We start from the raw sequence: 25,967 nt of genomic DNA, 5'->3' as shown, positions 1-25,967 counted from the left end.
TACCGTGGGACCGTGATTCCCAGTAGCTGGATCGATGGTGCCCCGGTGACGACCGGTGGCGGCCTCCATCAGGTGATCAACCCGGCTGACGGCAGCGTTGTGGCGGAGCTCGCGCTGGCCGAGCCCACCGACGTCGACGCCGCGGTCGCCTCCGCGCGGACCGCGCTGCGCGGCTGGTCGCGGGCCACCCCGGTCGAGCGCTCCACGGTGCTGGCCAAGCTGGCCGAGCTCGTCGACGCGCATGCGCAAGAGATCGTCGCCGAAGAGGTCAGCCAGACCGGCAAGCCGGTGCGGCTGGCCACCGAGTTCGACGTCCCCGGCAGCATCGACAACATCGCCTTCTTCGCCGGCGCCGCCCGGCACCTGGAAGGCAAGGCCACCGGCGAGTACAGCGGTGACCACACGTCGTCCATCCGGCGCGAGGCCGTCGGGGTGGTCGCGACGATCACGCCCTGGAACTACCCGTTGCAAATGGCGGTGTGGAAGGTGCTGCCCGCCTTGGCCGCGGGCTGCTCGGTGGTGATCAAGCCCGCCGAGCTGACCCCGCTGACCACGTTGACGCTGGCCCGGCTGGCCACCGAGGCGGGCCTGCCCGATGGCGTATTGAACGTGCTGACGGGTGCCGGCTCCGATGTCGGCTCGGCGCTGGCCGGTCACCGCGACGTCGACGTCGTCACGTTCACCGGCTCCACCGCCGTGGGCCGGCGGGTGATGGCCGCGGCGGCCGTGCACGGCCACCGCACCCAGCTCGAGCTCGGCGGTAAGGCCCCGTTCGTCGTATTCGACGACGCCGACCTCGACGCCGCGATCAACGGTGCGGTGGCCGGATCGCTGATCAACACCGGGCAGGACTGCACTGCCGCGACCCGTGCGATCGTCGCGCGCAATCTGTACGACGACTTCGTCGCCGGGGTGGCCGAATTGATGAGCAAGATGGTCGTCGGCGACCCGCAGGATCCCGACACCGATCTGGGCCCGCTGATCTCGGCGGTCCACCGCGACAAGGTCGCGGCGATGGTGGCCAGGGCCCCGGGCGAGGGCGGCCGCGTCGTCACCGGCGGCGCCGCCCCGGACCTGCCGGGCTCCTTCTACCTGCCGACGCTGGTCGCCGACGTCGCCGAGACCTCCGAGATCTACCGCGACGAGGTTTTCGGTCCGGTGCTGACCGTGCGCACCCACGACGGCGACGACGATGCGCTGCGCCAGGCCAACGACACCGACTACGGGCTGGCGGCCTCGGCGTGGACCCGCGACGTCTACCGGGCCCAGCGCGCGTCGCGCGAGATCGACGCGGGCTGTGTGTGGATCAACGACCACATCCCGATCATCAGCGAGATGCCGCACGGCGGCGTCGGCGCGTCCGGGTTCGGCAAGGATATGAGCGACTACTCGTTCGAGGAGTACCTCACCATCAAGCACGTGATGAGCGATATCACCGGCGTCGCCGAAAAGGATTGGCACCGAACGATCTTCAAGCTGCGGTAAGTGCCGCGTCCACCGGCTCTCGGAGCGCTCGCCACCCCGCACGTTCTGGCGACAGAGGCCGGCGGTCGGGTGTTCCGCGACGGCGGGAACGCGATCGATGCCGCGATCGCGGCGGCGGCGGTGCTCACGGTGGTGTATCCGCACAACGTCGCGCTCGGCGGCGATCTCTTCGCGTTGATCCGGACACCCGACGGGGCGGTGAATTGCGTCAACGCATCGGGATGGGCCGGCGCCGCGGTCGATGCCGCCGGGCTGCGGGCGGTTCACGGCGACTCGATGCCGGTGCGCGGTGCGGAAACGGTTACCGTCCCCGGCGGTGTCCGGGGGTGGGAGGCCATGCGCCGCTTCGGTTCCCGGACCCCGTGGGGTGCGCTCCTGCGCGACGCCGAGGCGTTGGCGCGCGATGGGGCACCGGTGTCGCAGTCACTGGCCCATCACCTCGCCGACACCGAGAACGACGATCTCGTCGGGGCCGAAGACGTCGATCGGGTTTTCCGCCCGGAGTCGACGCCCCTGACGGGAGGCGCCATGCTCCGACAGCCGGCCCTGGCCGACACGTTCGCGACTCTTCGGGCCGCGGGAGGTGACGCGTTCTACACCGGCGATCTGGCCACCCGCACGGTGGATTATCTGCGATCGCGCGGATCATCATTGACGGTACCGGATTTCGCGGACTTCCAGGCCGAGGTCGTGGCGCCGCTGCGCGTTGAGTTCGGCGACCTCACGGTTCTGACCAGTCCGCCCAACAGTCAGGGATTCGTGCTGGTGGATGCGCTCGGCGCGGTTCGCGACCGCCCGATCGGCGACCCGGCCGGCGAGGGCCTGGGACATCTGCTGCAGGTCTTCAAGCGCGGCAACGAGATTCGCGACAACCTCCTCGCGGACCCTCGGTTCGGGACCGTCGACGTGGCTCCGAGGCGGACCCCGCCACGGCGCCGACCGAGTGGCGATACCGTCGGCATCGCCGCGGCGGACGGTGACGGGTACGCGGTCTCCTTGATCCAGAGCGTGTATTACGCCTTCGGATCGGGGCTCATCGACCCGGCGACCGGTGTGCTGTTCCACAATCGCGGGTGCGGGTTCTCCCTGGACGCGGCGTCACCCAACGTGATCGCGCCGCGCAAACGACCCGCGCACACATTGATGCCGGTGCTGACAGTGCGGGACGGGCGCGTGAGGCATGTGCTGTCGACGATGGGCGGTCAGGGCCAACCGCAGATCCTGGGTCAGATCCTTCTGTACGCGTTGGCCGGTGCCGGCGCGATCGACGCGGTGGCGGCTCCACGCGCCATCGTCGGCAACCAGACCGGCGGTGGCCCCGACGCCGTCACGGTCGAGGACGACGTGGCCGCGTCCGCGGTCGCGTCGATCCGTCGCGCCGGCTTCACCCCGACCGAGGTCCCGGCACATACCGAATCGATGGGCCAGGCCAACGTCGTGTTCGTCGACGACGCGGGTGGCATGACCGCGGCCGCGGACCCACGGGCGGACGGTGCGGCGATAGTCGCGCACCATCCGCGCCCGGCTAGGCCTGTGGGCCGCGGGTGAACTCCTCACCTGTCTCGGGATTGACGGCAGTCTCGCCCGGCGGCAGGTTCGACAGATCGGGTGCGATCACCGTCGGCATATCGCCGGAGTCGGGCAACCCGAAGTGGGCCTCGACGGCGGTGGCCGGCTCCAGCACCAGATCGGCGCTCGAACGCCGCGACAATGTTCTTCCCAGGAAGAAGTCCGGCCGGATCAGCCACCACACCACCATCAGGATGACGCCGAGCACCAGCGCGCCGATGCCTACCACGGCGACGGCGCCGAACCCGAAGATCGTGACGTTGTTGCCCTCGTCATCGGTCAGCCAATCCGGCTTGGCGTACTGGATCAGGCCGTAGGCGAAGACCACCAGCAGGATCAATCCGCCCAGCAGCGGGATCACCCCGCGCATCATGAAATCGCGGACGTTCTTGGTGAGGTCCTTGCGATAGAACCAGGCGCAGGCGAATCCGGTCAGGCCGTAATAGAACGCGATCATCAGGCCGACCGAACCGATCAACGCCGACAGCAGGTTCGGACTGACCAACGTGAACAGCACATAGAAGACGATCGAGACCACGCCCATCATCACCGTCGAGGTGGTGGGGGTCAGGTAGTTGCGGTGGATCTTGGCGAACGATTCGGGCAGTGCCTTGTAGACGCCCATCGACAGCGTGGTGCGCGCGGTTGGCAGGATCGTCGTCTGGGTCGACGCCGATGCCGAGGTCAGGATCGACGCGGACAACAGCAGCAGGCCGATGTGGCCCAGGACGCTGTCGCCGAACAGCGCGGGTCCGATGGCCGCGAAGGCATCGGCTGCGTTGTCCGGATTGCCCAGGCCGATTCCTTCGGTTCCGGTGCCTGCGAAGGCGATTGCCGCGACGCTGACCAACGCGTAGGTGGCCAGCAGCAGGAAGGTCGAGATGACGGCGGCACGACCAGGGGTGGTGCCGGGGTCGTCGGACTCCTCATTGCAGGCGACCGCGGTGTCCCAGCCCCAGTAGATGAAGATCGCGGTCAGGATGGCCGGCGCGATGACGGTGCCGAAGTCCAGTCCGCCCGGCCAGAACCACGACAGCGAGGGAAGCAGGGAGTAGCCCTCGGCGTGGTGGGTGTAGACCTTGATCAGCGCGACGACGGAGAACACCACCAGTACGACGAGCTCGATGCCGAGTAGGCCGTACTGCAACCGCGCCGAGACTTCGATGCCGCGATAACAGATGTAGGTCATCACGATGATCCAGATGACTCCGGCCACCGTCGACCAGAGGGTGCTGTTGGCCAGGTCGGCCGCCGACGACCAACCCAGTTCACCGACGAAGGTGAACGAGTAGGCGCCGGCGATCTGGGCGAGGTTGGCCATCACGATGACATCCGCGGCGATGATGCCCCAGCCGCCGAGCCAGCCGATCAGGGGGCCGAATGCCCGCGACGCCCAGGTGAAGGTGGTGCCGCAGTCCGGCTCGGCCTTGTTCAGCTCCTGGTAGGCGACCGCGATCATGTACATGGGAATGAACGCGACCAGCACGATCGCCGGGGCCTTGACCCCCGCCAGCAGCGCCCCGCCGCTGGCGACGATCAGCCCGAGGGTGGCCGCCAGCGAGTAGGCCGGGGCGGTCGAGGCCATGCCGACGACGATGCTGGACACAAGCCCCAGCGCGCCGCCCTTGAGGCCCTTGCTCTCGACAGTGGACGGGGCCGGCCCTGGGGGCTCGAGGGTGAGCTCGCCTTTACTCATGGCATCTCCTGCTTGAACGCCTGAATTTGAACGAGACGAGATTACGGTTTCAGTGGCGTGTGTGCGCAGAATCTGCGGAATTGTTTTCCTGTAGGTAATAGAGCAATGGAATCAGTGGCCTGATGGCCCTAGCGTGGGGACGCGCGGGACGCTAGGTGGCCCAGGGGACGCGGCAGGCGTCGCCCGAGCTGAAGCCCTGTTCGGTGATGCCCAGCGCGGCGTTCATCCGGGACCGCATGTTCTCCACGCCGATCTGATAGGTCAGCTCCACCACGCCGTCGGCGCCGAACCGCCGCCGCAGATCGTCGACCTGCTCCTGGGTGATCGTGTGCGGGTCGGTCGTCATGGCGTCGGCGTAGGCGATCGCGGCCCGCTCGTCGTCGGTGTAGAGCGGCGAGGTCGCGTAGTCGTCGATGTGCTTGAGCCGGTCGGAGTCCAGGCCCTCCAGCCGCATCAGCATCTGGCCGAAGTCGACGCACCAGGAGCAGCCGACCGTGCGGGCGGTCCAGAACACCGCGAGCTCGCGGACGCTGACGGGCAACGTCTTGGACGCGTTCTGCAGCAGACCCTCGTGGACGGCGTTGGCCACCAGCAGGCGGGTGTGGTGGGCGTAGACGGCGAACGGTTCGGGAACTTCGCCGAAGCGCCGTTTCGCCCAGCGATACATCAGCCGGGTCAGCCGCGGGGCCTTCTCCGGGGTGAGTGCTTCGAGTCGTGTGTTCATGTACTCAAGATGCTCGCGGGACCGAAAATGTGACACCCCGAAGCACATCAATATTGGGTTGACGGACTAACTACTCGGCTAGGGTGCTGACTTGTGGATTTCGACCTTGACGCCGACCAGCGCGCCTGGTTGGCCGAGGTTCGGGAATTCCTGCGCGAGAACGTCACTGACAGCTTGCGCACAGAAATCGCCGAACACAATCTGGAACACCCGGGCGGCGAGGTCGCCGCGTTCCGCGCCAAGCTCGGCGCCAAGGGCTGGTTCGGGCTGAACTGGCCTGCGGAGTACGGCGGGCTCGGGCTGGGCCCGGTGCACCTGCACCTGCTGATGACCGAGTTCGAATACTGGGGTGCGCCCGGCCCCGATCTGACGGTCACCTCGATCGCGCCGATGATCATGCGGCACGGCACCGAACAGAACAAGCGCGAATTCCTCCCATTGATCGCCCGCGGTGAGATGACTTGTGCGCTGGGCTATTCCGAGCCCGACGCCGGAACTGACCTGGCCTCGCTGCGGACCAAGGCGGTGCGCGACGGCGACGAGTGGGTGATCAACGGGTCCAAGATCTGGAACAGCGGAGCCCAGCGGTCGACCCACGAATGGCTGTGTGTGCGGACCGATCCACAGGCTCAGCGGCACCGGGGCATCTCGGTGATCGTCGTCCCGGTGGACAGCCCCGGGGTCCGGATCCGTCCGTTGATCGCTTGGTCGGGCTACCGCACCAACGAGGTCTTCTTCGACGACGTCCGGGTACCGGTGACCAACCTGATCGGCGAGGAGAACCGCGGCTGGTCCTACATCACCGGGGCTCTGGACCTCGAGCGGGGCGCGCTGACCAATGCAGGCGACCTGCGTCGCGCGCTCGACGAGCTGCAGGTGCTGGCGCGCATGCCTCGCCGCGACGGCACCATCCCCATCGACAACGCGGGCTTCCGGCGCCGGCTGGCCCAGGCCGAGGCCGATGTCGACGTCGCCGGGCTGATGGGGTACGAAGCCTCCTCGCTGCTGTCCGACGGAGTGATCCCGACGGTGGAAGTGAGCGTCGAGAAGGTGTTCAGCAGCGAATTGCGGCAGCGCATCGCCGATTTGGGCATCGACCTGCTGGGCGCGGAAGGTCTGCTGGCGCACCGGAATCCCGAAGCCCCGGCGGGCGGGCGGTTCGAGAAGCTCTACCGGTTCGCTCCGCTCATGCGCTTCGGTGGTGGCACCAACGAGGTGCTTCGCGACGTCATCGCCCAGCGCGGCAACGGCATGCCCTCGTACGGACGGTGATATGAAACTCGTTGCCTCTCAGGATGAGCGCGATCTGGCGGCCAGCCTCCGTGGGCTGCTGAGCGCAGGCCGCGGCGATCTGTGGAACGACCTGGCCGCCGCGGGTGTGATGGGCCTGGGTCTCCCGGAATGCCATGGTGGATCCGGCGGGACGTTGACGGATCTCGCGATCTTCGCGCGCGAGGCGGGTCGGGCGCTGGGCCCGATGCGGGTGCACAGCACCGTCATCGCCGGGTATGCGCTGTATGTTCTGGCTGGCGAAAAGTCTTGGGCCAGATGGCTTCCTGATCTCACTGCGGGCCGGATCGCCGGAACCACCGCGCTGTGGAACCCCAACGACGCCTCCGACGTCACCGCCACCATGCGTGCCGACCAGGCCAAGGACGGCAGCTGGCGGCTGACCGGTACGGCCGACTTCGTCGCCGACGCCGACACCGCCGACGTGATCGTGGTGAGTGGGTTCGACAAGTCCGGCAACACGGTGTGCTTCGTCGTCGGGCTGCGCAACGAGGGCGTGACGCTGCGGCCGCTGGCGCTCATGGGCGGTCACCACGCGTCGGTGGTGCGCTTCGACGACGTTCCCGTGGACGACGTGCTCGGCGACGGAGCGTCCCCTGGCCGCGACGAGTTGCGCCGGGTGGCCAACGCCGCGGTCGCGCTGGCGTCGCTGGACCTGGTCGGTGTCGGCGAGGCCGTCATGGAGCGGACGGTGCGCTACACCACGCTGCGGCACCAGTTCGGCCGGCCGATCGCCTCGTTCCAGGCCGCTCAGCACATCGTGGCCGATATGCACATCGCACTGGCGGCGGCGCGGCTCGCGGCCCAGGCGGCGGTCCACGCGATCGGTCAGGGTCGCACCGCGATCCGCGAAACCGCCATCGCCAGAATCCAATCCGCCACCGCCGCCAAGTGGGCCACCCTCGACGCCCACCAGCTGCACGGCGGAATGGGATACGTCGTCGAGACCGATCTGTACCTGTGGTCGGAACGGGCCAGGGTGCTGTCGACGCTGGGTGGGGGAGCCGACATCGCCGCCGGCTGGCTGGACGATGACCAGATCAGTCGCGCGGGGATCGCGGATCGGTTGCGGCGCAAGGACGGTCAGTGACCGAGAGCCTCATCGATCCGGAGACGGCCGCCCGAGTGGGCACGGTCGCCGCCACCGCCTCCGGCGAGGTGATCCGCCGGGACTGGCAACGATGGGCCGCCGCGGTCGGTGACGACAACCCGCTGTGGTTCGACCCCGAGTACGCCCGCGCCAACGGCTACCGCGACGTCATCTGCCCGCCGCTGTATCTGCAATACGCGATTCTGGGTGTCAGCGCGCTGTCGAGTCTGCGTCCCGACGGCTCGTCCGGCGCCGTCTCCGGCAGCCTCGCCTTCCCGAAGGCGCCGCGCCGGATGGCAGGCGGTGAGAGCACCACGTTCCACCTGCCTGCCTACCATCGCGACGAGATCGAGATGGTCCGCACCATCGAGTCGGTGGTCGAAAAAGAGGGCCGCTCAGGGCGATTCGTATTGGTCACCTGGCACACCGTCTACCGCAACCAGCGCGACGAGCTGGTGGCCGAGGCCTCCACGTCGATGATCGCGCGACCATGACTCGGCTGTTCTATGACGACGTCACGCCCGGCGACGAGCTGCCCGAGTTGGTGGTGACTGTCGATGAGACGCAGATGTTCTTCTTCAGCGCGGCGACCTACAACGGGCATCGTATTCACTACGACAAGGACTACGCCCGCGACGGCGAGGGTTACGACGATGTCCTGGTGCAGGGCCCGTTGCAGGCCGCGCTGCTGGCCCGCGCGATCACCGACTGGATCGGTGGCCGGGGCAGGCTCGTCGACTTTTCGGTGCAGAACCGCGGGGTGGCGTTCCCCGGACAGCAGCTGACCTTCGGCGGCACCGTCACCGGAAAACGAGTGGCTGGCGGCCGGGGCCTCGTCGATCTGGACATCGCGGGCCGGCGGGAATCCGACATCCTGATGCCCGGCACCGCGACCGTGGAACTGCCTCTCCGGGAAGGAGATTCCTGATGAGGCTGGCCGGCGAGGCGGCGATCGTCGGGATCGCCGAGCTGCCCGCCGAACGCAAGCCCACCCGTCCCGAACTGTTCACTCTGGATCAGTACGCGGCGCTGACCAAACTGGTGCTGGACGACGCCGGGCTGGACGCGGGTGTGGTCAACGGCCTGATCTCACACGGGCTCGCCGAATCCGACATGTTCGTCCCGGCCACCCTGTCCGAATACCTCGGGCTGCCCATCGATTTCGGTGAGCGGGTCGACCTGGGCGGCGCGACGTCGGCGGCCATGGTGTGGCGCGCGGCCGTCGCCGTCGAGCTCGGGCTGTGCGACGCGGTGCTGGCGGTGCTGCCCGGCTCGCGGGCGCTGCCGCGCTCCGAGCGCCGTCCGCCGGTGGCGCCGAGTTGGTATGGGGCGTCGAGCAACAACTACGGCTCCCCACAGGCCGAATACGAGATCCCCTACGGAAACGTCGGGCAGAACGCCCCGTTCGCACAGATCGCGCAGCGCTACGGCGCACAGTACGGCTACGACCCGTCGGCACTTGCCAAGATCGTGGTGGACCAGCGCACCAACGCCTGCGCCCACCCCGGCGCGGTGTTCCACGGTAAGCCGATCACCGAAGCCGACGTGCTGGACAGCCCGATGATCGCCGATCCGATCCGCATGCTGGAGATCGTCATGCCGGTGCACGGCGGCACCGGTGTGCTGATCGCCAACGCGGATCTGGCCCGCAAGTCCCGCCACCGGCCGGTCTGGATCAAGGGTTTCGGTGAGCACATCTCGTTCAAGACCACCACCTACGCCCAGGATCCGATGGTCACCCCGATCGCCCGCTCGGCGCAGCGGGCCTTCGCGATGGCCGGGCTGACGCCGGCCGACGTCGACATCGCCTCGATCTACGACTGCTACACGATCACCGTGCTGATGACGCTGGAGGACGCCGGCTTCTGCCTCAAAGGCCAGGGCATGAGCTGGATCAAGGAGCACGACCTCACCTTCCGTGGCGACTTCCCGCTGAACACCGCGGGCGGGCAGCTGTCCTACGGGCAGGCCGGGATGTCCGGGGGCATGCACCACGTCGTCGACGCCGCCCGCCAGCTGATGGGGCGCTCGGCGGCCGCCCAGGTTGCCGACGCGAACATCGCATTCGTGGCGGGCACCGGCGGCATCATGAGCGAGCAGGTGGCCCTGGTGCTGGGAGGCGACTGATGGCCGAACCGATTCCGGTCCCCGAACCCACCCCGGTGTCCCGGCCGTTTTGGGACGCCCTGGCTCAGCACCGAATCCTCATCCAGTACTCGCCGTCGGCTGACCGCTATGTGTTCTATCCCCGCACACTGGCGCCGGGCACCCTGGCCGACGACCTCGAGTGGCGCGAGATCGACGGCGCGGCAACGCTGTACACCTACACCGTCGGACGTCGCCCCACCGGCCCGCCGTGGGCGGATGCGCTGCCACAGCTGCCCGCGGTGGTGCAATGGGATGTCGGCCCGCGGTTCTCGACCGAACTGGTGGACGTCGACCCCGAAGCCGTCCGCATCGGGATGCGCGTCACCCCGGTGTTCTGCGATCTTCCCGACACCGGCATGACCCTGTTGCGCTACCGGCCGGCCGACACATGATCGACACCGTCCAGAAGCTGCTGCGAACCCGGGCGAACGACGACACCGTCGCGGTGATCTCGCCGGAGCGCAGCTGGACGTGGCGGGAATACCTGGCCGAGGCGGCCGCCGAAGCCGCCGCGCTGCTCGCGCTGACCGACCCGCAGCGTCCACTGCATATCGGTGCGCTGCTGACGAATTCACCGGCGTATGTGCGGTCGATGGCCGCCGCCGCGCTCGGCGGATACGTACTGTGCGGGATCAACACCACGCGCCGCGGCGAGGGGCTGGCCTCTGACATCCACCGGTCGGATTGCCAGCTGCTACTGGTCGACACCGACCACGCCCCGCTGCTCGACGGGCTCGACCTCACCGGCGTCACCGTGATCGACGTGACGGGACCCCGCTACGCCGAGGCCGTGGCTGCTGCGAAACCACTTGTCCCTCATGAGGTCAGTGGAAACGACCCGTTCATGATGATCTTCACCTCCGGCACCAGCGGCAACCCCAAAGCGGTCCCGTTCGCCCACGCGATGAGCGTGATGTGCGGCATGAGCCTGGTCGCCCAGATGGACATCACCGCCGCCGACGTCTGCTACCTGGCGATGCCTCTGTTCCACTCCAACGGTGTGGCCGTTGGCTTCTCGGTGGCGACATCGGCGGGAGCGGCGATGGTGCCGGTGAAGTTCTCGGTGTCACGCCTGCTTCCCGATATCAGGCGGTTCGGCGTCACGTTCATGAACTACGTCGGAAAGCCACTGGCGCTGGTGTTGGCCACCCCCGAGCAACCCGACGACGCCGACAACCCGCTGCGCGTCATGTACGGCAACGAGGCCACCGAGCGCGATATCGCCGAATTCTCCCGGCGGTTCGGCTGTCGCATCATGGATGGCTTCGGATCCAGCGAGTTCGCCGTCGTCGTGGTGCGCGAGAACGGTACCCCGCCCGGCTCGATCGGCAAAGGCTGGGGTGGTGTCGCGATCTACCATGCCGACACCGTGACCGAGTGTGCCACAGCTGTTTTCGACAACAACGGCGCACTGGCCAACGCCGACGAGGCGGTCGGGGAGCTGGTCAACACGACGGGTTCGGGCCCCTTCACCGGCTACTACAACGACCCGGCCGCCACCTCCGAGCGGATGCGTCACGGAATGTACTGGACGGGGGATCTGGCCTACAAGGACGCCGACGGCTGGATCTATCTGGCCGGCCGCACCTCGGACTGGATGCGGGTCGACGGCGAGAACATGGCCGCCGCACCGATCGAGCGGATCCTGCTGCGGCTGCCGCAGCTCAACCAGGTGGCCGTTTACGCCGTGCCCGACGACCGGGTTGGTGACCAGGTGATGGCGGCAGTTGTTCTGCGCCAAGGGGAGTCGCTGACACCTGAGCAGTTCGAGGCGTTCCTGGCCACGCAGGCCGACCTGTCGCCCAAGGCCTGGCCCCGGTTCGTCCGCATCAACGACGACTTACCGCAGACCGCCACCAACAAGATCCTCAAGCGCGAACTGAGCGCGGCCGGCGTGACCGCCGGTGCGGGCGTGTTGTGGGAGCGCCCTGCTCGGTCGACCAGCTATCAGGTCAGCGCGCGAACATGAGCGCGCGCTTGACCTCCTGAATCGCCTTGGTGACCTCGATGCCGCGGGGGCACGCGTCGGTGCAGTTGAATGTCGTGCGGCAGCGCCACACCCCGTCGACCTCGTTGAGGATGTCCAGACGCTCGGCGGCGCCCTCGTCGCGGCTGTCGAAGATGAACCGGTGCGCGTTCACGATCGCGGCCGGTCCGAAGTACGACCCCTCGCTCCAGTACACCGGGCAGCTGGTCGTGCAGCAGGCGCACAGGATGCACTTGGTGGTGTCGTCGTAGCGGGCCCGGTCGGTCGGGCTCTGGATGCGTTCGCGGGTGGGTGCATTACCCGACGTCATCAGGTACGGCTTGACCGCGCGGTACGCGTCGAAGAACGGCTCCATGTTGACCACCAGGTCCTTCTCCACGGCCAGACCCTTGATCGGCTCGATGGTGATGGTCAGCGGTTTGTCCTTCTTGGGCAGCAGATCGCGCATCAGCACCTTGCACGCCAGCCGGTTCACGCCGTTGATGCGCATCGCGTCCGAACCGCACACCCCGTGCGCGCACGAGCGGCGGAACGTCAGCGTGCCGTCCAGGTAGCTCTTCACATAGATCAGCAGGTTCAACAATCGATCCGAAGGCAGGCACGGCACCCGGAAACTCTGGTAGCCGGCGGCATCGGGATCCTCTGGGTTGAACCGGGCGATCTTCAGCGTCACCATCACCGCCCCGTCCGGGATCGGCGGCAGCGCAGGTTCTTTCAGCTCAGGTGCGATGGTCATATCAGTATTTGCGCTCCATCGGCTCGTAGCGGGTCTGCACCACCGGCTTGTAGTCCAGCCGGATATCGCTCAGCAGCTCGGCACCTTCCTTGTACGCCATGGTGTGGCGCATGTAGTTGGTGTCGTCGCGGTTGGGGTAGTCCTCGCGGGCGTGTCCGCCACGAGACTCCTTGCGGTTCAGCGCACCGACGACGGTGACCTCGGCCAGCTCGAGCAGGAAGCCCAGCTCGATCGCCTCCAGCAGGTCGCTGTTGTAGCGCTTGCCCTTGTCGTGCACCGAGATCCGGGCGTAGCGCTCCTTGAGGGCGTGAATGTCGGTCAGTGCTTGCTTGAGTGTCTCCTCGGTGCGGAACACCGCGGCATTGTTGTCCATCGACTGCTGCAGCTCGCTGCGGATGTCGGCGACACGCTCGTTGCCGTGCTCGCTCAGGATGTCGGCCACCCACTTCACCACCATGGTGGCCGGTGCGTCCGGCAGGTCGACGAAGTCGTGGCCGAGAGCGTAGTTGGCGGCGGAAATGCCTGCGCGGCGGCCGAACACGTTGATGTCCAGCAGCGAGTTGGTGCCCAGCCGGTTGGCGCCGTGCACCGACACACATGCGCACTCGCCGGCGGCGTACAGGCCGGGGATGGTTGTGGTGTTGTTGCGCAACACCTGTCCGGTGATCGTGGTCGGGATGCCGCCCATGACGTAGTGGCAGGTCGGGTAGACCGGCACCAGCTCCTTGACCGGGTCCACGCCCAGGTAGGTGCGGGCGAACTCGGTAATGTCGGGCAGCTTGGCCTCGAGCACGTCCTCGCCGAGGTGGCGCACGTCGATGTAGACGTAATCCTTGTGCGGTCCGGCGCCGCGGCCTTCCAGCACCTCGAGCACCATCGAGCGGGCGACGATGTCGCGCGGGGCCAGGTCGACGATCGTCGGGGCGTAGCGCTCCATGAACCGCTCGCCCTCGCCGTTGAGCAGTCGGCCTCCCTCGCCGCGGACGGCCTCGGAGATCAGGATGCCAAGGCCGGCCAGACCGGTCGGGTGGAACTGATGAAACTCCATGTCCTCCAAGGGAAGTCCCTTGCGGAAGATGATGCCCAGCCCGTCGCCAGTCAGGGTGTGCGCGTTGGAGGTGGTCTTGTACATTCGGCCCGAACCGCCGGTGGCAAACACGACGGCCTTGGCGTGGAAGATGTGGATGTCCCCGGTCGCCAGCTCGTAGGCGATCACGCCGGTGGCCACCGGACCGCTCGGGGTCTCGGTCAATGCCAGGTCCAGGGCGTAGAACTCGTTGAAGAACTGCACATCGTGCTTCACGCAGTTTTGGTAAAGCGTCTGCAGAATCATGTGGCCGGTGCGGTCGGCGGCATAACAGGCCCGACGCACCGGCGCCTTTCCGTGATCGCGGGTGTGCCCCCCGAAGCGGCGCTGGTCGATCCGCCCCTCGGGGGTGCGGTTGAACGGCATCCCCATCTTCTCGAGGTCGAGCACCGCGTCGATGGCTTCCTTGCACATGATCTCCACCGCGTCCTGGTCGGCGAGGTAGTCGCCGCCCTTGACGGTGTCGAAGGTGTGCCACTCCCAGTTGTCCTCTTCGACATTGGCCAGCGCCGCGCACATGCCGCCCTGCGCGGCACCGGTGTGTGAGCGGGTCGGGTACAGCTTGGTCAGCACCGCGGTGCGCACCCGCGGGCCTGCCTCGACGGCGGCGCGCATGCCCGCCCCGCCTGCGCCGACGATGACCACGTCGTAGCGGTGTTCGGTAATCATTTTCGCCTCGGAACTAGGAGATGTTCGGATCGAAGGTCAGCAGCACGTAGGTACCCACCACCAGCACGATGAGCAGCGAGACCGCCAGCAGCGAGTTCAGCCAGAACTTGGTGGAGTCCTTGCGGGCGTAATCGCCGATGATCGTGCGGATCCCGTTGCCGCCGTGCAGTTGTGCCAGCCAGAGGAGCAACAGGTCCCAGGTCTGCCAGAACGGTGACGCCCAGCGCTGGGCGACGTAGTTGAAGTCGATGCGGTAGACGCCGCCGTCCCACATCAGTCCGATGAACAGGTGACCCAGCGCGAGGAAGATCAGGACGACGCCGGAGAAGCGCATGAACAGCCATGCGTACTTCTCGAAATTGGGCATGCCGCCGCGACGGCGCGGGGTGCGCGGATTGTCCAGCCCGGCCGGGCGGTCGTGGCTGCGTTCCAGAATCGGGGCCGGCGGGCCGAGCCGGTTCTCGGGCGCGCTCACAGGAACCGCTCCGCCATGTGCATGCCGATGATCACCAGCGAGGGGACCATGACCAGCAGCCAGACTCCGGCCACCGCCCACAACATCTGGCGTTGATAGCGCGGTCCCTTCCACCAGAAGTCGATGAGGATGATTCGCACTCCGTTGAGTGCGTGATAGAGCAGCGCGGCCACCAGGCCGATCTCCATCAGCCCGACGATCGGCGTCTTGTAGGTGCCGACGACCTCGTTGTAGGCCTCTGGGCTGACCCGGACCAGAGCGGTGTCGAGGACGTGGACGAAGAGGAAGAAGAAGATCGTCGCGCCGGTGATGCGGTGCAGCACCCACGACCACATACCGGGGTCGCCGCGGTAAAGAGTGCGCCGTCGCCGGACTGTACTCATCAGCGCCTCCAACGCCATCGTTGCTTTTGGTGGACTCTAACTCCGTTTCCAGGCTCCAAAGAACTAGCGTGGCTGGATAAGAGGCGGTTGGGCGACCGATTTGGCCGAACAGCCGCTGCAACACAACGTCGGCGAGGCGGTTGGTGAATGCATTCAGTACGGGTGTGGTGAGCGACACATGACGACGGAAATCGAGTGGAAGTCATTGCGCACCAAGGCTATTGAGGTGTCTCTTCACGCCTATGCGCCCTACTCGCGGTTCCCGGTCGGGGCGGCGGCACTGGTCGACGACGGCCGCGTGGTCACCGGCTGCAATGTGGAGAATGTCTCATATGGCCTAGGTCTCTGCGCCGAGTGCGCGGTGGTCTGCGCACTGGTCTCCGGCGGTGGTGGCAGGCTGCTCGCAGTGACGGTGGTCGACGCCACCGGCGCGACGCTGATGCCATGCGGGCGCTGTCGTCAATTGCTTCTCGAGCACGGTGGGCCAGAATTGCTCATCGATCACTCCGATGGCCCGCGCCGCCTGGCCGAGCTGCTGCCCGACGCGTTCGGCCCCGATGATCTGGCCCGGGTGGAACGGGAAAAGCCGTGACGGAGTTCACATTCGACGCGCCGACGGTCATCCGGACCAAGCGTGACGGCTTCCGGCTGACCGACGACGCCATCGACTGGGTGATCGACGCCTACACCTACGGGCGGGTCGCCGACGAGCAGATGTCGGCGCTGCTGATGGCGATCTTCCTACGCGGGATGGATCGCGCCGAGATCTCCCGGTGGACGACGGCGATGATCGCCTCCGGCGAGAAACTGGACTTCAGCGATCTGCGCCGCGACGGACACCCGCTGCGGACCGTGGACAAACACTCGACAGGCGGTGTGGGCGACAAGATCACCATTCCCCTGGTCGCCGTCGTCGCCGCCTGCGGTGCGACGGTTCCACAGGCCGCGGGGCGCGGTCTCGGACATACCGGCGGCACCCTTGACAAGCTGGAATCGATCCCCGGATTCACCGCCGAGATCACCAAATCTCAAGTGCGCCAGCAATTATCGGAGATCGGCGCGGCCATCTTCGCCGCCGGTGAGCTGGCTCCCGCCGATCGCAAGATCTATGCGCTGCGTGATGTCACCGGCACGGTCGAATCCCTGCCGTTGATTGCCAGTTCGGTGATGAGCAAAAAGCTGGCCGAGGGCGCCGACGCCCTGGTGCTCGATGTGAAGGTCGGCCGCGGCGCGTTCCTGAAGACCGAGGCCGAATCGCGGGAGTTGGCCGCCACCATGGTGGAGCTGGGTCTGGCCCAGAGCATCCCGACGCGAGCAGTGCTGACCGATATGGACATCCCACTGGGGCGCACGGTCGGAAACTCCCTGGAGGTCGCCGAGTCACTCGAGGTACTCGCCGGTGGCGGCCCCGAGGACGTGGTGGAGCTGACGTTGCGGCTGGCCGCCGAGATGCTGGACCTGGCCGGGATCGACGATCGCGACCCGGCGCAGACCCTGCGCGACGGCACCGCGATGGACACGTTCCGCGCGCTGGTGAGCGCACAGGGCGGAGATGTTCACGCACAGCTTCCGATCGGTGTTCATTCCGAGACCGTGCTGGCCCCGCGAGGCGGCACAATGGGGGACATCGACGCGATGGCGATGGGGCTGACGGTGTGGCGGCTCGGCGCTGGCCGGGCCACCCCGGGAGAACGCGTGCAATCCGGCGCAGGCGTTCGTCTGCACCGCCGCCCCGGCGAACCGGTTTCCGCAGGTGAGCCGCTCTTCACCCTCTACACCGACACCCGTGAGCGGATTCCCGCGGCCATGGGCGAACTCGAGGGGTCCTGGTCCGTCGTCGATCACCACCGTCATGCCCGGCCGTTGATCATCGATCGGATCGCCTGATGCCCACACCGCTGACCCTCGACATGATCGGCCAGGCGCCCAAAGCGCTCCTGCACGACCACCTCGACGGCGGGCTGCGCCCGGCCACGGTGCTGGAAATCGCCGAGCACATCGGCTACGACGGGCTGCCCGCCACCGATGAGGCCGGGTTGGCCGAGTTCTTCCGCACCGCCGCGCACAGCGGGTCGCTGGTGCGCTACCTCGAGCCGTTCGCCCACACCGTCGCGGTCATGCAGACCACCGAGTCCCTGCACCGGGTGGCGTTCGAATGTGTCGAGGACCTGGCCGCCGACAACGTGGTGTACGCCGAGGTGCGGTTCGCCCCCGAACTGCACATCGACGGCGGTCTGTCCCTCGACGAGGTGGTGGACGCGGTGCTGGCCGGTTTCGCCGACGGAGAAAAGGCCGCGGCCGCGGCCGGGCGTCCGATCGTGGTGCGCTGCCTGGTGACCGCCATGCGGCACGCCGCCCGCTCCCGGGGCATCGCCGAGCTGGCGATCCGGTTCCGGGACAAGGGAGTCGTGGGCTTCGACATCGCGGGCGCCGAAGCGGGCTACCCGCCCACCCGTCACCTCGACGCGTTCGAATACATGCGAACCAACAACGCGCGCTTCACGATTCATGCCGGTGAGGCCTTCGGCCTGCCGTCCATTCACGAGGCGCTGGCCTACTGCGGCGCTGATCGGCTGGGCCATGGGGTGCGCATCGTCGACGATATCGAGGTGCTGCCCGACGGGACGGCCAGGCTGGGTCCGCTGGCCGCGATCCTGCGCGACAAGCGGATTCCGCTGGAGCTGTGTCCGAGCTCCAATGTGCAGACCGGTGCGGTGGCCAGTATCGCCAGCCATCCCTTCGATCTGCTGGCCCGGCTGCGGTTCCGGGTCACGGTCAACACCGACAACCGACTGATGAGCGACACCACGATGAGCCAGGAAATGCTGCGCCTTGTCGAGGCGTTCGGCTACGGCTGGAGCGATCTCGAACGGTTCACCATCAACGCGATGAAGTCGGCGTTCATCCACTTCGACGAGCGACTGGCCATCATCGACGAGGTGATCAAGCCCCGGTACGCGGTGCTGGTCGGCTGACGCGAGCTAGCTGCGGCCAGGCACTCCCGGCCATTCCCGCCGCGCTTGGTTCACGAAGCGGGCGTACGATCCGAGTCGCGGGCCTGCGCTCGCCACGAATTGCCTCGTCACCTCGTGATACATGTCCGCGCGTTTGCGCGATGTAACTTGGTGTGATGTCCAAGCGCGCCGTTTTCAAGGGCGTGTCAGCACGTAGGTTCTTCACGGGCTTGGGTCGGGCGATCGTTCACCACCCAGTGCTCGTGATCGCCGCTTGGCTAGTTCTGGCGGGCGCCCTGGTGGCCCTCATCGCGCCGTTGTCCGTCGTCGCCGCCCGCAACCCCCCGGATTTCTTGCCCCAAGACGCTCCGGTGCTGGTCTCCGCCCACAAGATGCAGGAGGCCTTTCACGAGGCCAACGCGGGCAATTTCGCCGCGGTCATCCTCAGCAACGAAAACGGCCTGACCTCGGCCGACGAGGACACCTACCGGCGGATCGTCGACAAACTCAAGGCAGACACCAAGCACGTCACCTCACTCCAGGATTTCGTGAAGATCCCGGAACTCAAAGAGGTGATGACCAGCAAGGACGGGAAGGCCTGGAACCTGCCGGTCAGCATGTCCGGCACGATGGGCGCCCCCGACGGCCAGGAGTCTTATCGCGCTGTCCTCAAAGTCGTCAACGAGGAGAGCAAGAATTCGTCGCTGAAGGTCAATGTGGTGGGCGGCGCCTCGACGCTCGAGGACTTGACCGTCATTGGCGCGAACGACCAGTTCATGATCGAAATCGCGACGGTCGGGCTGGTGTTCACGATCTTGGTCATCGTGTATCGCAGCCTGGTCGCCATGCTGATGCCCTTGCTCACCATCGGCGTTTCGCTGGTGGTTTCCCAGCAGACCGTGGCGGGCCTCGGTGAACTCGGGTTGGGGCTGGGCCCGCAGACCATCATGTTGATGACCGGCATGATCATGGGCGCTGGTGTCGACTACGGCGTCTTCCTGTACAGCCGATATCAGGAGCTCACCAAGACCGGGTTGGCGTCGGACGACGCCCTGGTGGAAGCGCTGGCCTCGATCGGTGAGGTGATCGCCGGCTCGGCGGGCACTGTCGCCATCACCTTCCTCGGAATGTCGTTCACGAAACTGGCGATCTTCTCGAGCGTGGGCCCGGCCCTGGCGGTGACCATCTTCGTCGGCTTCCTGGCGTCGATCACCCTGCTGCCGGCGTTCATCGTGCTGGCCGGCCGGCGGGGGTGGATCAAACAGCGCCGCGATATCACCGGGCGCCTGTGGCGGCGCTCCGGCGTGATGATCGTCCGCAGGCCCGTCCTGTTGCTGACGACCAGCGTGCTGATCCTGGGCGCGCTGGCCGCCACCACGTCGGTGATGAACTTCAATTACGACGACCGCAAGAACCTGCCGCAGGATTCCGCGAGCAACCACGCCTACGAGGTGATGGACAAGCACTTCCCGATCAGCAGCACGCTGCAGCAGTTCCTGTTCATCCAGTCCCCGAACGATTTGCGTTCCCCCAAGGCGCTGGCCGATATGGAGCAGATGGCGGCGCGAATCGCGCAGCTGCCCGATATCGACATGGTCCGTGGTATCACCAGGCCCACCGGCCAGGTGCTCGAGCAGGCCAAGACGACCTATCAGGCCGGTGAAGTGGGCAGCAAGCTGGGCGATGCGTCCAACCTGATCCACACCAACGACGACAACCTCAGCCTGCTCTCGGGCGGTGCCGGCAAGATGGCCGACGTCTTGGGCCAAATCCGCACTCAAGTGGTGGGATCGATCGCCAGCGTCCGCGGGTTGACCAGCGCGCTGGACGCCATGTCGCAGAAATACGGTGGGTCCAAGACGCTGGACCAGATCGACAAGACCGCCTCGCTGGTGACCAACATGCGGACCCTGGGTGACTCGTTGGGCGTCAGCATCCTGCGGGTGACGAGCATCAGCGACTGGGCCACGCCGATGGTGCTCGCGCTGAATGTCAGCCCGGAATGCAATGCCGACCCCGCATGCGTCAACTCCCGATCGGACCTGCAGAAGATCGTCGACGTCAGCAATACCGAGGCTGTCCATTCCATCGAGGCATTCGCCCGCGAACTGTCCGCGACAGATGGGTCACAGAAGCTCGACGAGTCGGTCCGCCAGCTGAGCGCAGATGTGAAGAAGGCCACGGCGGCCGCCCGTGCGCTCGGGGTCGGCCAACCAGGCGGTGTCGAGAAGAAGCTCAACGAAGCGGTTACCGGTGCCAACCAGCTCGCCGACGCGAGTCGTCAACTCGCGCTTGGTGTGCAAACCCTCGTCGACCAGACGCGCAATCTCGGTGCGGGCCTGGACCAGGCCTCGTCATTCCTGTTGGCGATGAAGCGAGAGGCGGCCGACCCGCCGATGTCGGGGTTCTACATCCCCCCACAGGTCTTGACGATGGACGAGTTCAAGAAGGCCGCCGCGTTGTTCGTCTCCGAAGACGGCCATTCGGCGCGCTATCTGATCCAGACGGCGCTCAATCCGTTCGGTATCCCGGCGATGGATCAGACCAAGGTGATCGTCGACACCGCGAATGCCGCCCGTCCCAATACGCAGTTGGCTGGTGCCGAGATCTCGATGGTGGGGTACTCGTCGATCAACGCCAACATCCGGGACTTCTACGACTCCGACTTCGTCTACATCTTGTTCATGACGCTTGTCGTCGTCTTCCTGATCCTGTTCGTGCTGCTGCGCTCAGTTGTCGCGCCCCTGTATCTGGTCCTGTCGGTGATTCTTTCCTACGGCGCCGCGCTGGGCATCGGGGTTGTGTTGTTCCAGTTCATCCTCGGCCAGGACTTGTCCTGGGGTGTACCGGGTATCGCGTTCATGGTGCTCGTCGCCGTCGGTGCCGACTACAACCTGCTGTTGATCTCGCGCATCCGCGACGAGGCGAAATACGGTGTGCGCTCAGCAGTTATCCGTACTGTCGGGGCTACCGGCGGGGTGATCACCTCGGCGGGCTTGATCTTCGCGGCTTCGATGATGGCGCTGACCGTCAGCAGCATTCTCACGGCAGCTCAGATCGGCTTCGTGATCGGCGTCGGTCTGCTGCTGGACACGTTCCTGGTGCGCACCCTTACGGTGCCTGCGGCGGCCGTCCTGGTCGGTGAAGCCAACTGGTGGCCGGCCAAATCGCCGAGGGTGAAGTACGCGGAGGCCAAGAAGGCGGCTGCTGCGGCGGCTGCCGCAGCTGGATCCGCTTCTGCCGTGGCGGTTCTCGACGACGACACCGCGCCGGTCGAAGAGCTGCCCGAGGACTTCGACGAGGACGACGAGGACGAGCCTCCTACCGACCTCCACCTCGAAGCCGAATAGCCGACGCCGGCAACCAGGGAATGGCACGGGCGGCAACGCTCACCAGATTGTCGGAGACGGCTTCTTCGAGCCCATAGCGCCCGTTCACCGGATCGGTATCCCACAGCGACGCGATCACCTGACGCAACCCGTCGATGCGCAGCAGGTTGAACTCGGAGTCGTCCTCGAGCCCCATCGCGCTGACCGCCGCGTGATGGGGAAGGTCGATCGTCATCGGTGTGTCGAGGCCGTCGATGGCGAACCCGGCAATCGTGCCGGCATTCTCGACGCGAACAAGCTTGGCGCCCTTGGCATCCGGCAGGTCATTGCCCATCGGGTGCCCGGTCAGGGTGGCCTTGCTGCCGGTGACGGTGAACGATCCCTCGCCCTGGCGGTAGGGCTCGCGCACTTCGCCGGTCTTCCCGCCACGGAACCGATAGTCGATGTTGACGCCGCCGGGAACCCGGTGACTGCGGGCCGATGTCGGCGGCAGGAGGCCCAGCCAGGACCGCACCAGTGCCAGTGCGTGGTAGCGATATCCCATGTCGGACATGGAGACTCGGCTGACCTCGCCGAGTGCTCCGGCCCGGATGGCGTCGCCGACCAACCGGTACTGCGGCATGTTCATGAAGTCTTCGCCCACCCGGATCTTCGACCACTTCCGGAACACGGAGAGCCGCGCGAGATCGTCGAGGCGCCCGACCCCGGGTGTGTCGATCACCAGTGAGGCGCCGGGAGCCAGGTGGGCGATCGACTTCAGCACGGCGAGGTTGTTGGTCACCGTCACCGATACCAGGGCGAGGTCGATATCACCCGGGCGCAACACCCGCGGATCCTCGATCGCCTCCACGCCCCATCGCTGCCCGGCGCGGCGCGCGTTTTCGTAAGTCCGAGAATGAATTCCGACGACCTCGACGTGAGAATTCAACAGGTTCAACGCCGGAAGAAAGGCGTTGCGGACTCGGTATCCGGAACCGACGACAAGCGCCCGCAGCCGGTTACTGGGTTGCGTCACACAACGCCCGTGGCGGCCAGCACCCGGAAGCCGACCGTCTGGGCGCGGATGTAGGTCGCCTGCGCCCGTGACAGCTCGTTCTTCGTGGTGGGGGGCATCGGGGTACCGACCGGAACCTCGCCGCGGTCCTGCAGCGGGGTGGTGGTGCCCACCCGGCTTTCGTCGATGAGTGCGAGCAGGGCGGGATCGGTCAGGTGTGTCTTGGCGTCGGAGAACTCCTGCAGCCCGATCCGGTCGTTGGGCAGGCCCGCGGGCTGGAACGACACCTTCAGCACCCGGCGGCGCAGCGCGCCGCGATTCGGTGATGCGCGGTGGAAGTAGGAGCGGTTCCACATCGCCGCCGTGCCGACCGGGCCGACCAGTTGCACCGCGTCACCGCCGGGGCGCATGCCCTTGTTGGGCCGGTGCGGGTAGAACTCGAAGGCGCCATCGCCCTCGCCGACCGGCGACAGCAGGATGAAGATGCTGATGAACGACGGGAAGTCGACGGTGTAGGCGCCGATGGTCTCGGTATCGCGATGCCAGCCCAGCGGCTTGTCGCGGTGGATGTGCGGCCGGCCCTGATTGGCGGCGATCTCATAGCTGTGGCAGTGGTACAGCAGAGCCGAAGGGTGGATGCCGGCGATGACCTGACGGACCGGCTCGCTGAACAACTCGGCGAAAATCCCGGTCTCGGCCAGCGCGTCGGCGCTCGCGTATGACCGTCGCTCACCGTCGGTCCCGGCGAAGATCGGATCGAGGCGGCGGTTCCAGTCTTCGACCATCTCGACCGGCCATAGTCCGGTCAGATCGGCGATGCCCTCGTTTGCCAGCAGATCTGTCACAGTCAGTGTCGACGTCACGTGTGATACCTCCCTCAGCGGTCCCACGCTACAGGCTATCGGTGCTGGCTGCGAGGGCCGGAAGTCACCTGCAACCGGATAGTGACGCGGTGACCGGCACGACCTACTTGGCGAAGACGAACAGCCGGTGCTGATACCCGTCGACGTTTGCCCAGTTCTCTTCGTGCTCGCTCTGGTAGCCCCGCTCGCGGAAGAGCGTCCGAATCTCTTCTTCGAGGTAGCTGTTCAGCCAGCCGCGGCTGATCCGGTCGACGGCTCCGAGCTTGGTGCGCTGGAACTGATCGTTGCTGTCCGGGCAGCCGTAGGAGATCACGGCGCGCGGCACGTATGTCGAGAGCCAGTCGAGCACTCCCGGGACGTCGCGCAGGTACTCCAGAACGCCCATGATCACGGCGACGTCGTAGGTGTCCTTGCCCAGGTTGGGCAGCGGAGGTTCGTTGAGGTCGCAGACGAGCGTGCCCGGGCCGCGGTCGACGAGATCGGACGGCGTGTAGGTGCACGACGGGTCGAGATGCTTCTCGAGGGTGCGGGTGCCTGCACCGAACTCGATCACGCGGCTGCCCGGGGGGACCAACTCCGCGGCCCGCTGCGTGCGCGGTTCCCAATCCGAGTAGAGATTGCGGGTATCGGCCCAGCGTTTGACGTCGGTCTTACGGCGCAGTGCGGCGATGATCCCCAACTTCGGGATGTGGACTCGACTCACCCGAGAAAGGTTAGCACCCCGTCGGCTCGGGTTTGCGGGCGCGAGCCGCTAGTCGGCAAAGTCCAGCGGGCCCGCGTCGGCGTGCCGTGTCGTGGGTTTGCCGGTGACCCCCGTCGCCCGGTTCTCACGTCGGCAATACGACGGGTTGCGTGGTAGCCGGTTGGGTCCGAAACCTGGCGATTGCGGACGACTCTTCGGCCGGGTCCTCATTTTGGGCTTTGCTGATACAGTATTTCAGGCCTAGTCGGGGGCGGGTGCGCCGGTTCGTCGTGCTCGGTGTTGGCGGGGATAAGGGGAGTGGCCCGAATATGCGCCTAGCAGCTCGCAGCACCGCAGTGGCAGTCGCCGCGTTGGCAGCGTTCCTGTCGTTCGTCCTGCTGACCACCACGAGTGCCGCGTTCAAACTTCTGCTCACCGGCACCACGGTTCTGGTGATGGGCGGCACCGGTCACTCGCTGTCGCCGACCGAGGACACCGACGAGTTCGTCCAGAACTACCTGGCCGGTGCGGTCGGCAACTATGTCGATCCCGCGTCGACGCTGGGCACCGGCATCCCGTCCGGTCCCTACAACGCGGTCGCGGTGATCACCCCGGAGCAGTCCGCGCCGAACAACGGCACCCTGACCTTCGACCAGTCGGTCGCACTGGGCCGGCAGAATCTGGACAACTGCATCAAGGGCGCGTCGTCGTGCGAATACAACGACCAGGTGGATTCGGTGGCGCCGGCTCCGGGTGACACGTTCGTCGTCTACGGCTTCTCGCAGAGCTCGACGATCTCCACACTCGAAAAGCGGGCGCTGGCAGCCGAATACGCGCCCGGTGAGGGCCCCGACGTCAGCTTCGTGCTGATCGCCAACGGCAACCGCCCGAACGGCGGGTTCCTGGCCCGCGGGCCCGAGGGCGTCACGATCCCGCTTGGTCTGCCCTTCGGCGGATCGACCTTCAACGGATCCACTCCGACCGATACGCAGTACGACACGGTCGACATCGCCGCGCAGTACGACGGCTGGTCGGATTTCCCGGTCAATCCGCTGAACCTGCTGGCGGTCGCCAACGCGATGATGGGCGTCGACTACCTGCATCTCGGCGGCACCTACGACGACACCACGCTGACGGATGCGGGCGTCGTCGATCAGGGCCAGTACGGCGACACGCACTACTACCTGATCTCCACCCCGGTGCTGCCGCTGCTGATGCCGCTGAACAATCTCGGGCCGCTCGGACATGCGCTGGCTGACACTCTCGACGCCCCGCTGCGGGTGATGGTCGAATCGGCCTACGACCGCACCACCAGCCCGGGCGTGCCGACGTCGTGGAACGTCTTCTACTTCCCCAATCCGGTCAAGTTCGCCAAGAACCTGGCGATCTCGATTCCGACCGGTTTGGACAACGGCATCCAGGATCTGTTCGGCGTGCGCCCGTTCCGGACGACGCGTCCCGGCCCCTACGGCGTTGGTGGTCCCGACGTCACCTACACCGAGCCCGACACCACCGAGTCGACAAGCTCGGCCGCAGCGACGGACACGACGGCCGCGGCCAAGTCGACGTCGTCGGCAGAGACGACGGAGACCGAGACGACCACGAAATCGGTCGCAGGCTTCAAGCCGCACGCATCGCTGACGACAAAGCCGACGACGACGGCCAAGAAGACCGCGGCAGCGGCCGCCTCGACCGGCAGCGACAGCAACTCGTCGTCAGGCTCGAGCTCCACGTCCTCGAAGCACAACAACGGCGTGGGGGGCTCCAAGCGCGCCAAGGCCAGCGCCGGCGCGAGCTCCTAGGGGA

General features: G+C 66.7%; 22 protein-coding genes and 1 pseudogene. 14 read left to right on the top strand and 9 right to left on the bottom strand.

Annotation, left to right across the window (positions count from 1 at the left end):
• The first annotated feature begins 12 nt into the window (after nucleotides 1-12).
• Nucleotides 13-1,485, top strand: coding sequence for a gamma-aminobutyraldehyde dehydrogenase (locus tag EV580_RS08730; protein ID WP_133690635.1), 1,473 nt, complete (start codon nucleotides 13-15; stop codon nucleotides 1,483-1,485).
• Nucleotides 1,486-3,033 (top strand): gamma-glutamyltransferase family protein, encoded by a 1,548-nt coding sequence (locus tag EV580_RS08725; RefSeq protein WP_133690634.1) that lies wholly within the window; start codon nucleotides 1,486-1,488, stop codon nucleotides 3,031-3,033.
• Here the strand turns inward: EV580_RS08725 and EV580_RS08720 are convergent.
• Together EV580_RS08720 and EV580_RS08715 are read right to left on the bottom strand one after the other, a co-directional pair.
• Nucleotides 3,011-4,750 carry an APC family permease gene (locus EV580_RS08720; protein WP_133690633.1) on the bottom strand — a complete coding sequence of 580 codons (1,740 nt, stop codon included), beginning with the start codon at nucleotides 4,748-4,750 and terminating at the stop codon, nucleotides 3,011-3,013. The genes EV580_RS08725 and EV580_RS08720 overlap by 23 nt on opposite strands.
• A gap of 151 nt (nucleotides 4,751-4,901) precedes the next feature.
• A pseudogene (locus EV580_RS08715) lies at nucleotides 4,902-5,423 on the bottom strand (carboxymuconolactone decarboxylase family protein); the annotation flags it as partial.
• A 144-nt stretch (nucleotides 5,424-5,567) separates the two neighbouring features.
• Between EV580_RS08715 and EV580_RS08710 the strand changes: the two are divergent.
• Genes EV580_RS08710 through fadD1 form a run of 7 tightly spaced genes read left to right on the top strand, consistent with a single transcriptional unit; the run spans nucleotide 5,568 to nucleotide 11,971 of the window.
• Nucleotides 5,568-6,746 carry an acyl-CoA dehydrogenase family protein gene (locus tag EV580_RS08710; RefSeq protein WP_133690631.1) on the top strand — a complete coding sequence of 393 codons (1,179 nt, stop codon included), beginning with the start codon at nucleotides 5,568-5,570 and terminating at the stop codon, nucleotides 6,744-6,746.
• Between the two features lies 1 nt (nucleotide 6,747).
• The gene (locus EV580_RS08705; RefSeq protein WP_133690630.1) at nucleotides 6,748-7,854 is read left to right on the top strand and encodes an acyl-CoA dehydrogenase family protein; all 1,107 of its coding nucleotides are present in this window, start codon (nucleotides 6,748-6,750) and stop codon (nucleotides 7,852-7,854) included.
• Nucleotides 7,851-8,348, top strand: coding sequence for a MaoC family dehydratase (locus tag EV580_RS08700; protein WP_133690629.1), 498 nt, complete (start codon nucleotides 7,851-7,853; stop codon nucleotides 8,346-8,348). The genes EV580_RS08705 and EV580_RS08700 overlap by 4 nt, the downstream gene beginning before the upstream one ends.
• On the top strand, nucleotides 8,345-8,782 hold the full coding sequence (locus tag EV580_RS08695; RefSeq protein ID WP_133690628.1) for a MaoC family dehydratase: 438 nt from the start codon (nucleotides 8,345-8,347) through the stop codon (nucleotides 8,780-8,782). The genes EV580_RS08700 and EV580_RS08695 overlap by 4 nt, the downstream gene beginning before the upstream one ends.
• Nucleotides 8,779-9,981, top strand: a complete 1,203-nt coding sequence (locus tag EV580_RS08690; protein WP_133690627.1) for a thiolase family protein — start codon at nucleotides 8,779-8,781, stop codon at nucleotides 9,979-9,981. Before EV580_RS08695 ends, EV580_RS08690 begins: the two co-directional genes overlap by 4 nt.
• Nucleotides 9,981-10,394: a Zn-ribbon domain-containing OB-fold protein gene (locus tag EV580_RS08685; protein WP_133690626.1), complete on the top strand. Its 414-nt coding sequence runs from the start codon at nucleotides 9,981-9,983 to the stop codon at nucleotides 10,392-10,394. The genes EV580_RS08690 and EV580_RS08685 overlap by 1 nt, the downstream gene beginning before the upstream one ends.
• Complete coding sequence (fadD1, locus tag EV580_RS08680; RefSeq protein WP_133690625.1) at nucleotides 10,391-11,971, top strand: fatty-acid--CoA ligase FadD1; 1,581 nt, start codon at nucleotides 10,391-10,393, stop codon at nucleotides 11,969-11,971. Before EV580_RS08685 ends, fadD1 begins: the two co-directional genes overlap by 4 nt.
• Here fadD1 and EV580_RS08675 read toward each other — a convergent pair.
• The 4 genes from EV580_RS08675 to sdhC are packed head-to-tail and all read right to left on the bottom strand — an operon-like array spanning nucleotide 11,955 to nucleotide 15,339.
• Nucleotides 11,955-12,725 carry a succinate dehydrogenase iron-sulfur subunit gene (locus EV580_RS08675; protein WP_133690624.1) on the bottom strand — a complete coding sequence of 257 codons (771 nt, stop codon included), beginning with the start codon at nucleotides 12,723-12,725 and terminating at the stop codon, nucleotides 11,955-11,957. The two genes, fadD1 and EV580_RS08675, sit on opposite strands and share 17 nt — an antisense overlap.
• Before the next feature lies 1 nt (nucleotide 12,726).
• Entirely contained in the window at nucleotides 12,727-14,481 is a 1,755-nt protein-coding gene (gene sdhA / locus EV580_RS08670) for a succinate dehydrogenase flavoprotein subunit (RefSeq protein WP_133690623.1), read from the bottom strand.
• 13 nt (nucleotides 14,482-14,494) lie between these two features.
• Nucleotides 14,495-14,956 (bottom strand): succinate dehydrogenase hydrophobic membrane anchor subunit, encoded by a 462-nt coding sequence (locus EV580_RS08665; protein WP_133690622.1) that lies wholly within the window; start codon nucleotides 14,954-14,956, stop codon nucleotides 14,495-14,497.
• Nucleotides 14,953-15,339 (bottom strand): succinate dehydrogenase, cytochrome b556 subunit, encoded by a 387-nt coding sequence (gene sdhC / locus EV580_RS08660; protein WP_166654617.1) that lies wholly within the window; start codon nucleotides 15,337-15,339, stop codon nucleotides 14,953-14,955. The genes EV580_RS08665 and sdhC overlap by 4 nt, the downstream gene beginning before the upstream one ends.
• Before the next feature lie 178 nt (nucleotides 15,340-15,517).
• Between sdhC and EV580_RS08655 the strand changes: the two genes are divergently transcribed.
• The 4 genes from EV580_RS08655 to EV580_RS08640 all read left to right on the top strand — a co-directional run bounded on the left by EV580_RS08655 (nucleotide 15,518) and on the right by EV580_RS08640 (nucleotide 21,643).
• Nucleotides 15,518-15,931: a cytidine deaminase gene (locus tag EV580_RS08655; RefSeq protein ID WP_133690620.1), complete on the top strand. Its 414-nt coding sequence runs from the start codon at nucleotides 15,518-15,520 to the stop codon at nucleotides 15,929-15,931.
• The gene (locus tag EV580_RS08650) at nucleotides 15,928-17,226 is read left to right on the top strand and encodes a thymidine phosphorylase (RefSeq protein WP_133690619.1); all 1,299 of its coding nucleotides are present in this window, start codon (nucleotides 15,928-15,930) and stop codon (nucleotides 17,224-17,226) included. Before EV580_RS08655 ends, EV580_RS08650 begins: the two co-directional genes overlap by 4 nt.
• Entirely contained in the window at nucleotides 17,226-18,314 is a 1,089-nt protein-coding gene (locus tag EV580_RS08645; protein WP_133690618.1) for an adenosine deaminase, read from the top strand. The genes EV580_RS08650 and EV580_RS08645 overlap by 1 nt, the downstream gene beginning before the upstream one ends.
• A gap of 155 nt (nucleotides 18,315-18,469) precedes the next feature.
• Nucleotides 18,470-21,643 carry an MMPL/RND family transporter gene (locus EV580_RS08640; protein WP_133690617.1) on the top strand — a complete coding sequence of 1,058 codons (3,174 nt, stop codon included), beginning with the start codon at nucleotides 18,470-18,472 and terminating at the stop codon, nucleotides 21,641-21,643.
• Here EV580_RS08640 and EV580_RS08635 read toward each other — a convergent pair.
• The 3 genes from EV580_RS08635 to EV580_RS08625 form a co-directional block, all read right to left on the bottom strand.
• On the bottom strand, nucleotides 21,615-22,637 hold the full coding sequence (locus EV580_RS08635; protein WP_133690616.1) for a Gfo/Idh/MocA family oxidoreductase: 1,023 nt from the start codon (nucleotides 22,635-22,637) through the stop codon (nucleotides 21,615-21,617). The two genes, EV580_RS08640 and EV580_RS08635, sit on opposite strands and share 29 nt — an antisense overlap.
• On the bottom strand, nucleotides 22,634-23,479 hold the full coding sequence (locus EV580_RS08630) for a phytanoyl-CoA dioxygenase family protein (protein WP_133690615.1): 846 nt from the start codon (nucleotides 23,477-23,479) through the stop codon (nucleotides 22,634-22,636). The genes EV580_RS08635 and EV580_RS08630 overlap by 4 nt, the downstream gene beginning before the upstream one ends.
• 103 nt (nucleotides 23,480-23,582) lie before the next feature.
• Complete coding sequence (locus EV580_RS08625; RefSeq protein ID WP_133690614.1) at nucleotides 23,583-24,182, bottom strand: class I SAM-dependent methyltransferase; 600 nt, start codon at nucleotides 24,180-24,182, stop codon at nucleotides 23,583-23,585.
• A gap of 308 nt (nucleotides 24,183-24,490) precedes the next feature.
• Between EV580_RS08625 and EV580_RS08620 the strand changes: the two genes are divergently transcribed.
• A complete protein-coding gene (locus tag EV580_RS08620) occupies nucleotides 24,491-25,963 on the top strand; it encodes a PE-PPE domain-containing protein (protein ID WP_133690613.1) in 1,473 nt (490 codons plus the stop codon).
• Nucleotides 25,964-25,967: the final 4 nt, after the last annotated feature.

This window comes from Mycobacterium sp. BK086 (genome assembly GCA_004362315.1).
GTDB lineage: Bacteria > Actinomycetota > Actinomycetes > Mycobacteriales > Mycobacteriaceae > Mycobacterium.
This window is presented reverse-complemented; position numbering and strand designations above follow the sequence as displayed.

What these genes read in the sequence shown, in the direction of transcription:
- EV580_RS08720 (WP_133690633.1), bottom strand. Translation starts at nt 4,750, where the DNA reads ATGAGTAAAGGCGAGCTCACCCTCGAGCCCCCAGGGCCGGCCCCGTCC.
- EV580_RS08705 (WP_133690630.1), top strand. Translation starts at nt 6,748, where the DNA reads ATGAAACTCGTTGCCTCTCAGGATGAGCGCGATCTGGCGGCCAGCCTC.
- EV580_RS08695 (WP_133690628.1), top strand. Translation starts at nt 8,345, where the DNA reads ATGACTCGGCTGTTCTATGACGACGTCACGCCCGGCGACGAGCTGCCC.
- EV580_RS08685 (WP_133690626.1), top strand. Translation starts at nt 9,981, where the DNA reads ATGGCCGAACCGATTCCGGTCCCCGAACCCACCCCGGTGTCCCGGCCG.
- fadD1 (WP_133690625.1), top strand. Translation starts at nt 10,391, where the DNA reads ATGATCGACACCGTCCAGAAGCTGCTGCGAACCCGGGCGAACGACGAC.
- EV580_RS08675 (WP_133690624.1), bottom strand. Translation starts at nt 12,725, where the DNA reads ATGACCATCGCACCTGAGCTGAAAGAACCTGCGCTGCCGCCGATCCCG.
- sdhA (WP_133690623.1), bottom strand. Translation starts at nt 14,481, where the DNA reads ATGATTACCGAACACCGCTACGACGTGGTCATCGTCGGCGCAGGCGGG.
- sdhC (WP_166654617.1), bottom strand. Translation starts at nt 15,339, where the DNA reads ATGAGTACAGTCCGGCGACGGCGCACTCTTTACCGCGGCGACCCCGGT.
- EV580_RS08655 (WP_133690620.1), top strand. Translation starts at nt 15,518, where the DNA reads ATGACGACGGAAATCGAGTGGAAGTCATTGCGCACCAAGGCTATTGAG.
- EV580_RS08645 (WP_133690618.1), top strand. Translation starts at nt 17,226, where the DNA reads ATGCCCACACCGCTGACCCTCGACATGATCGGCCAGGCGCCCAAAGCG.
- EV580_RS08640 (WP_133690617.1), top strand. Translation starts at nt 18,470, where the DNA reads ATGTCCAAGCGCGCCGTTTTCAAGGGCGTGTCAGCACGTAGGTTCTTC.
- EV580_RS08620 (WP_133690613.1), top strand. Translation starts at nt 24,491, where the DNA reads ATGCGCCTAGCAGCTCGCAGCACCGCAGTGGCAGTCGCCGCGTTGGCA.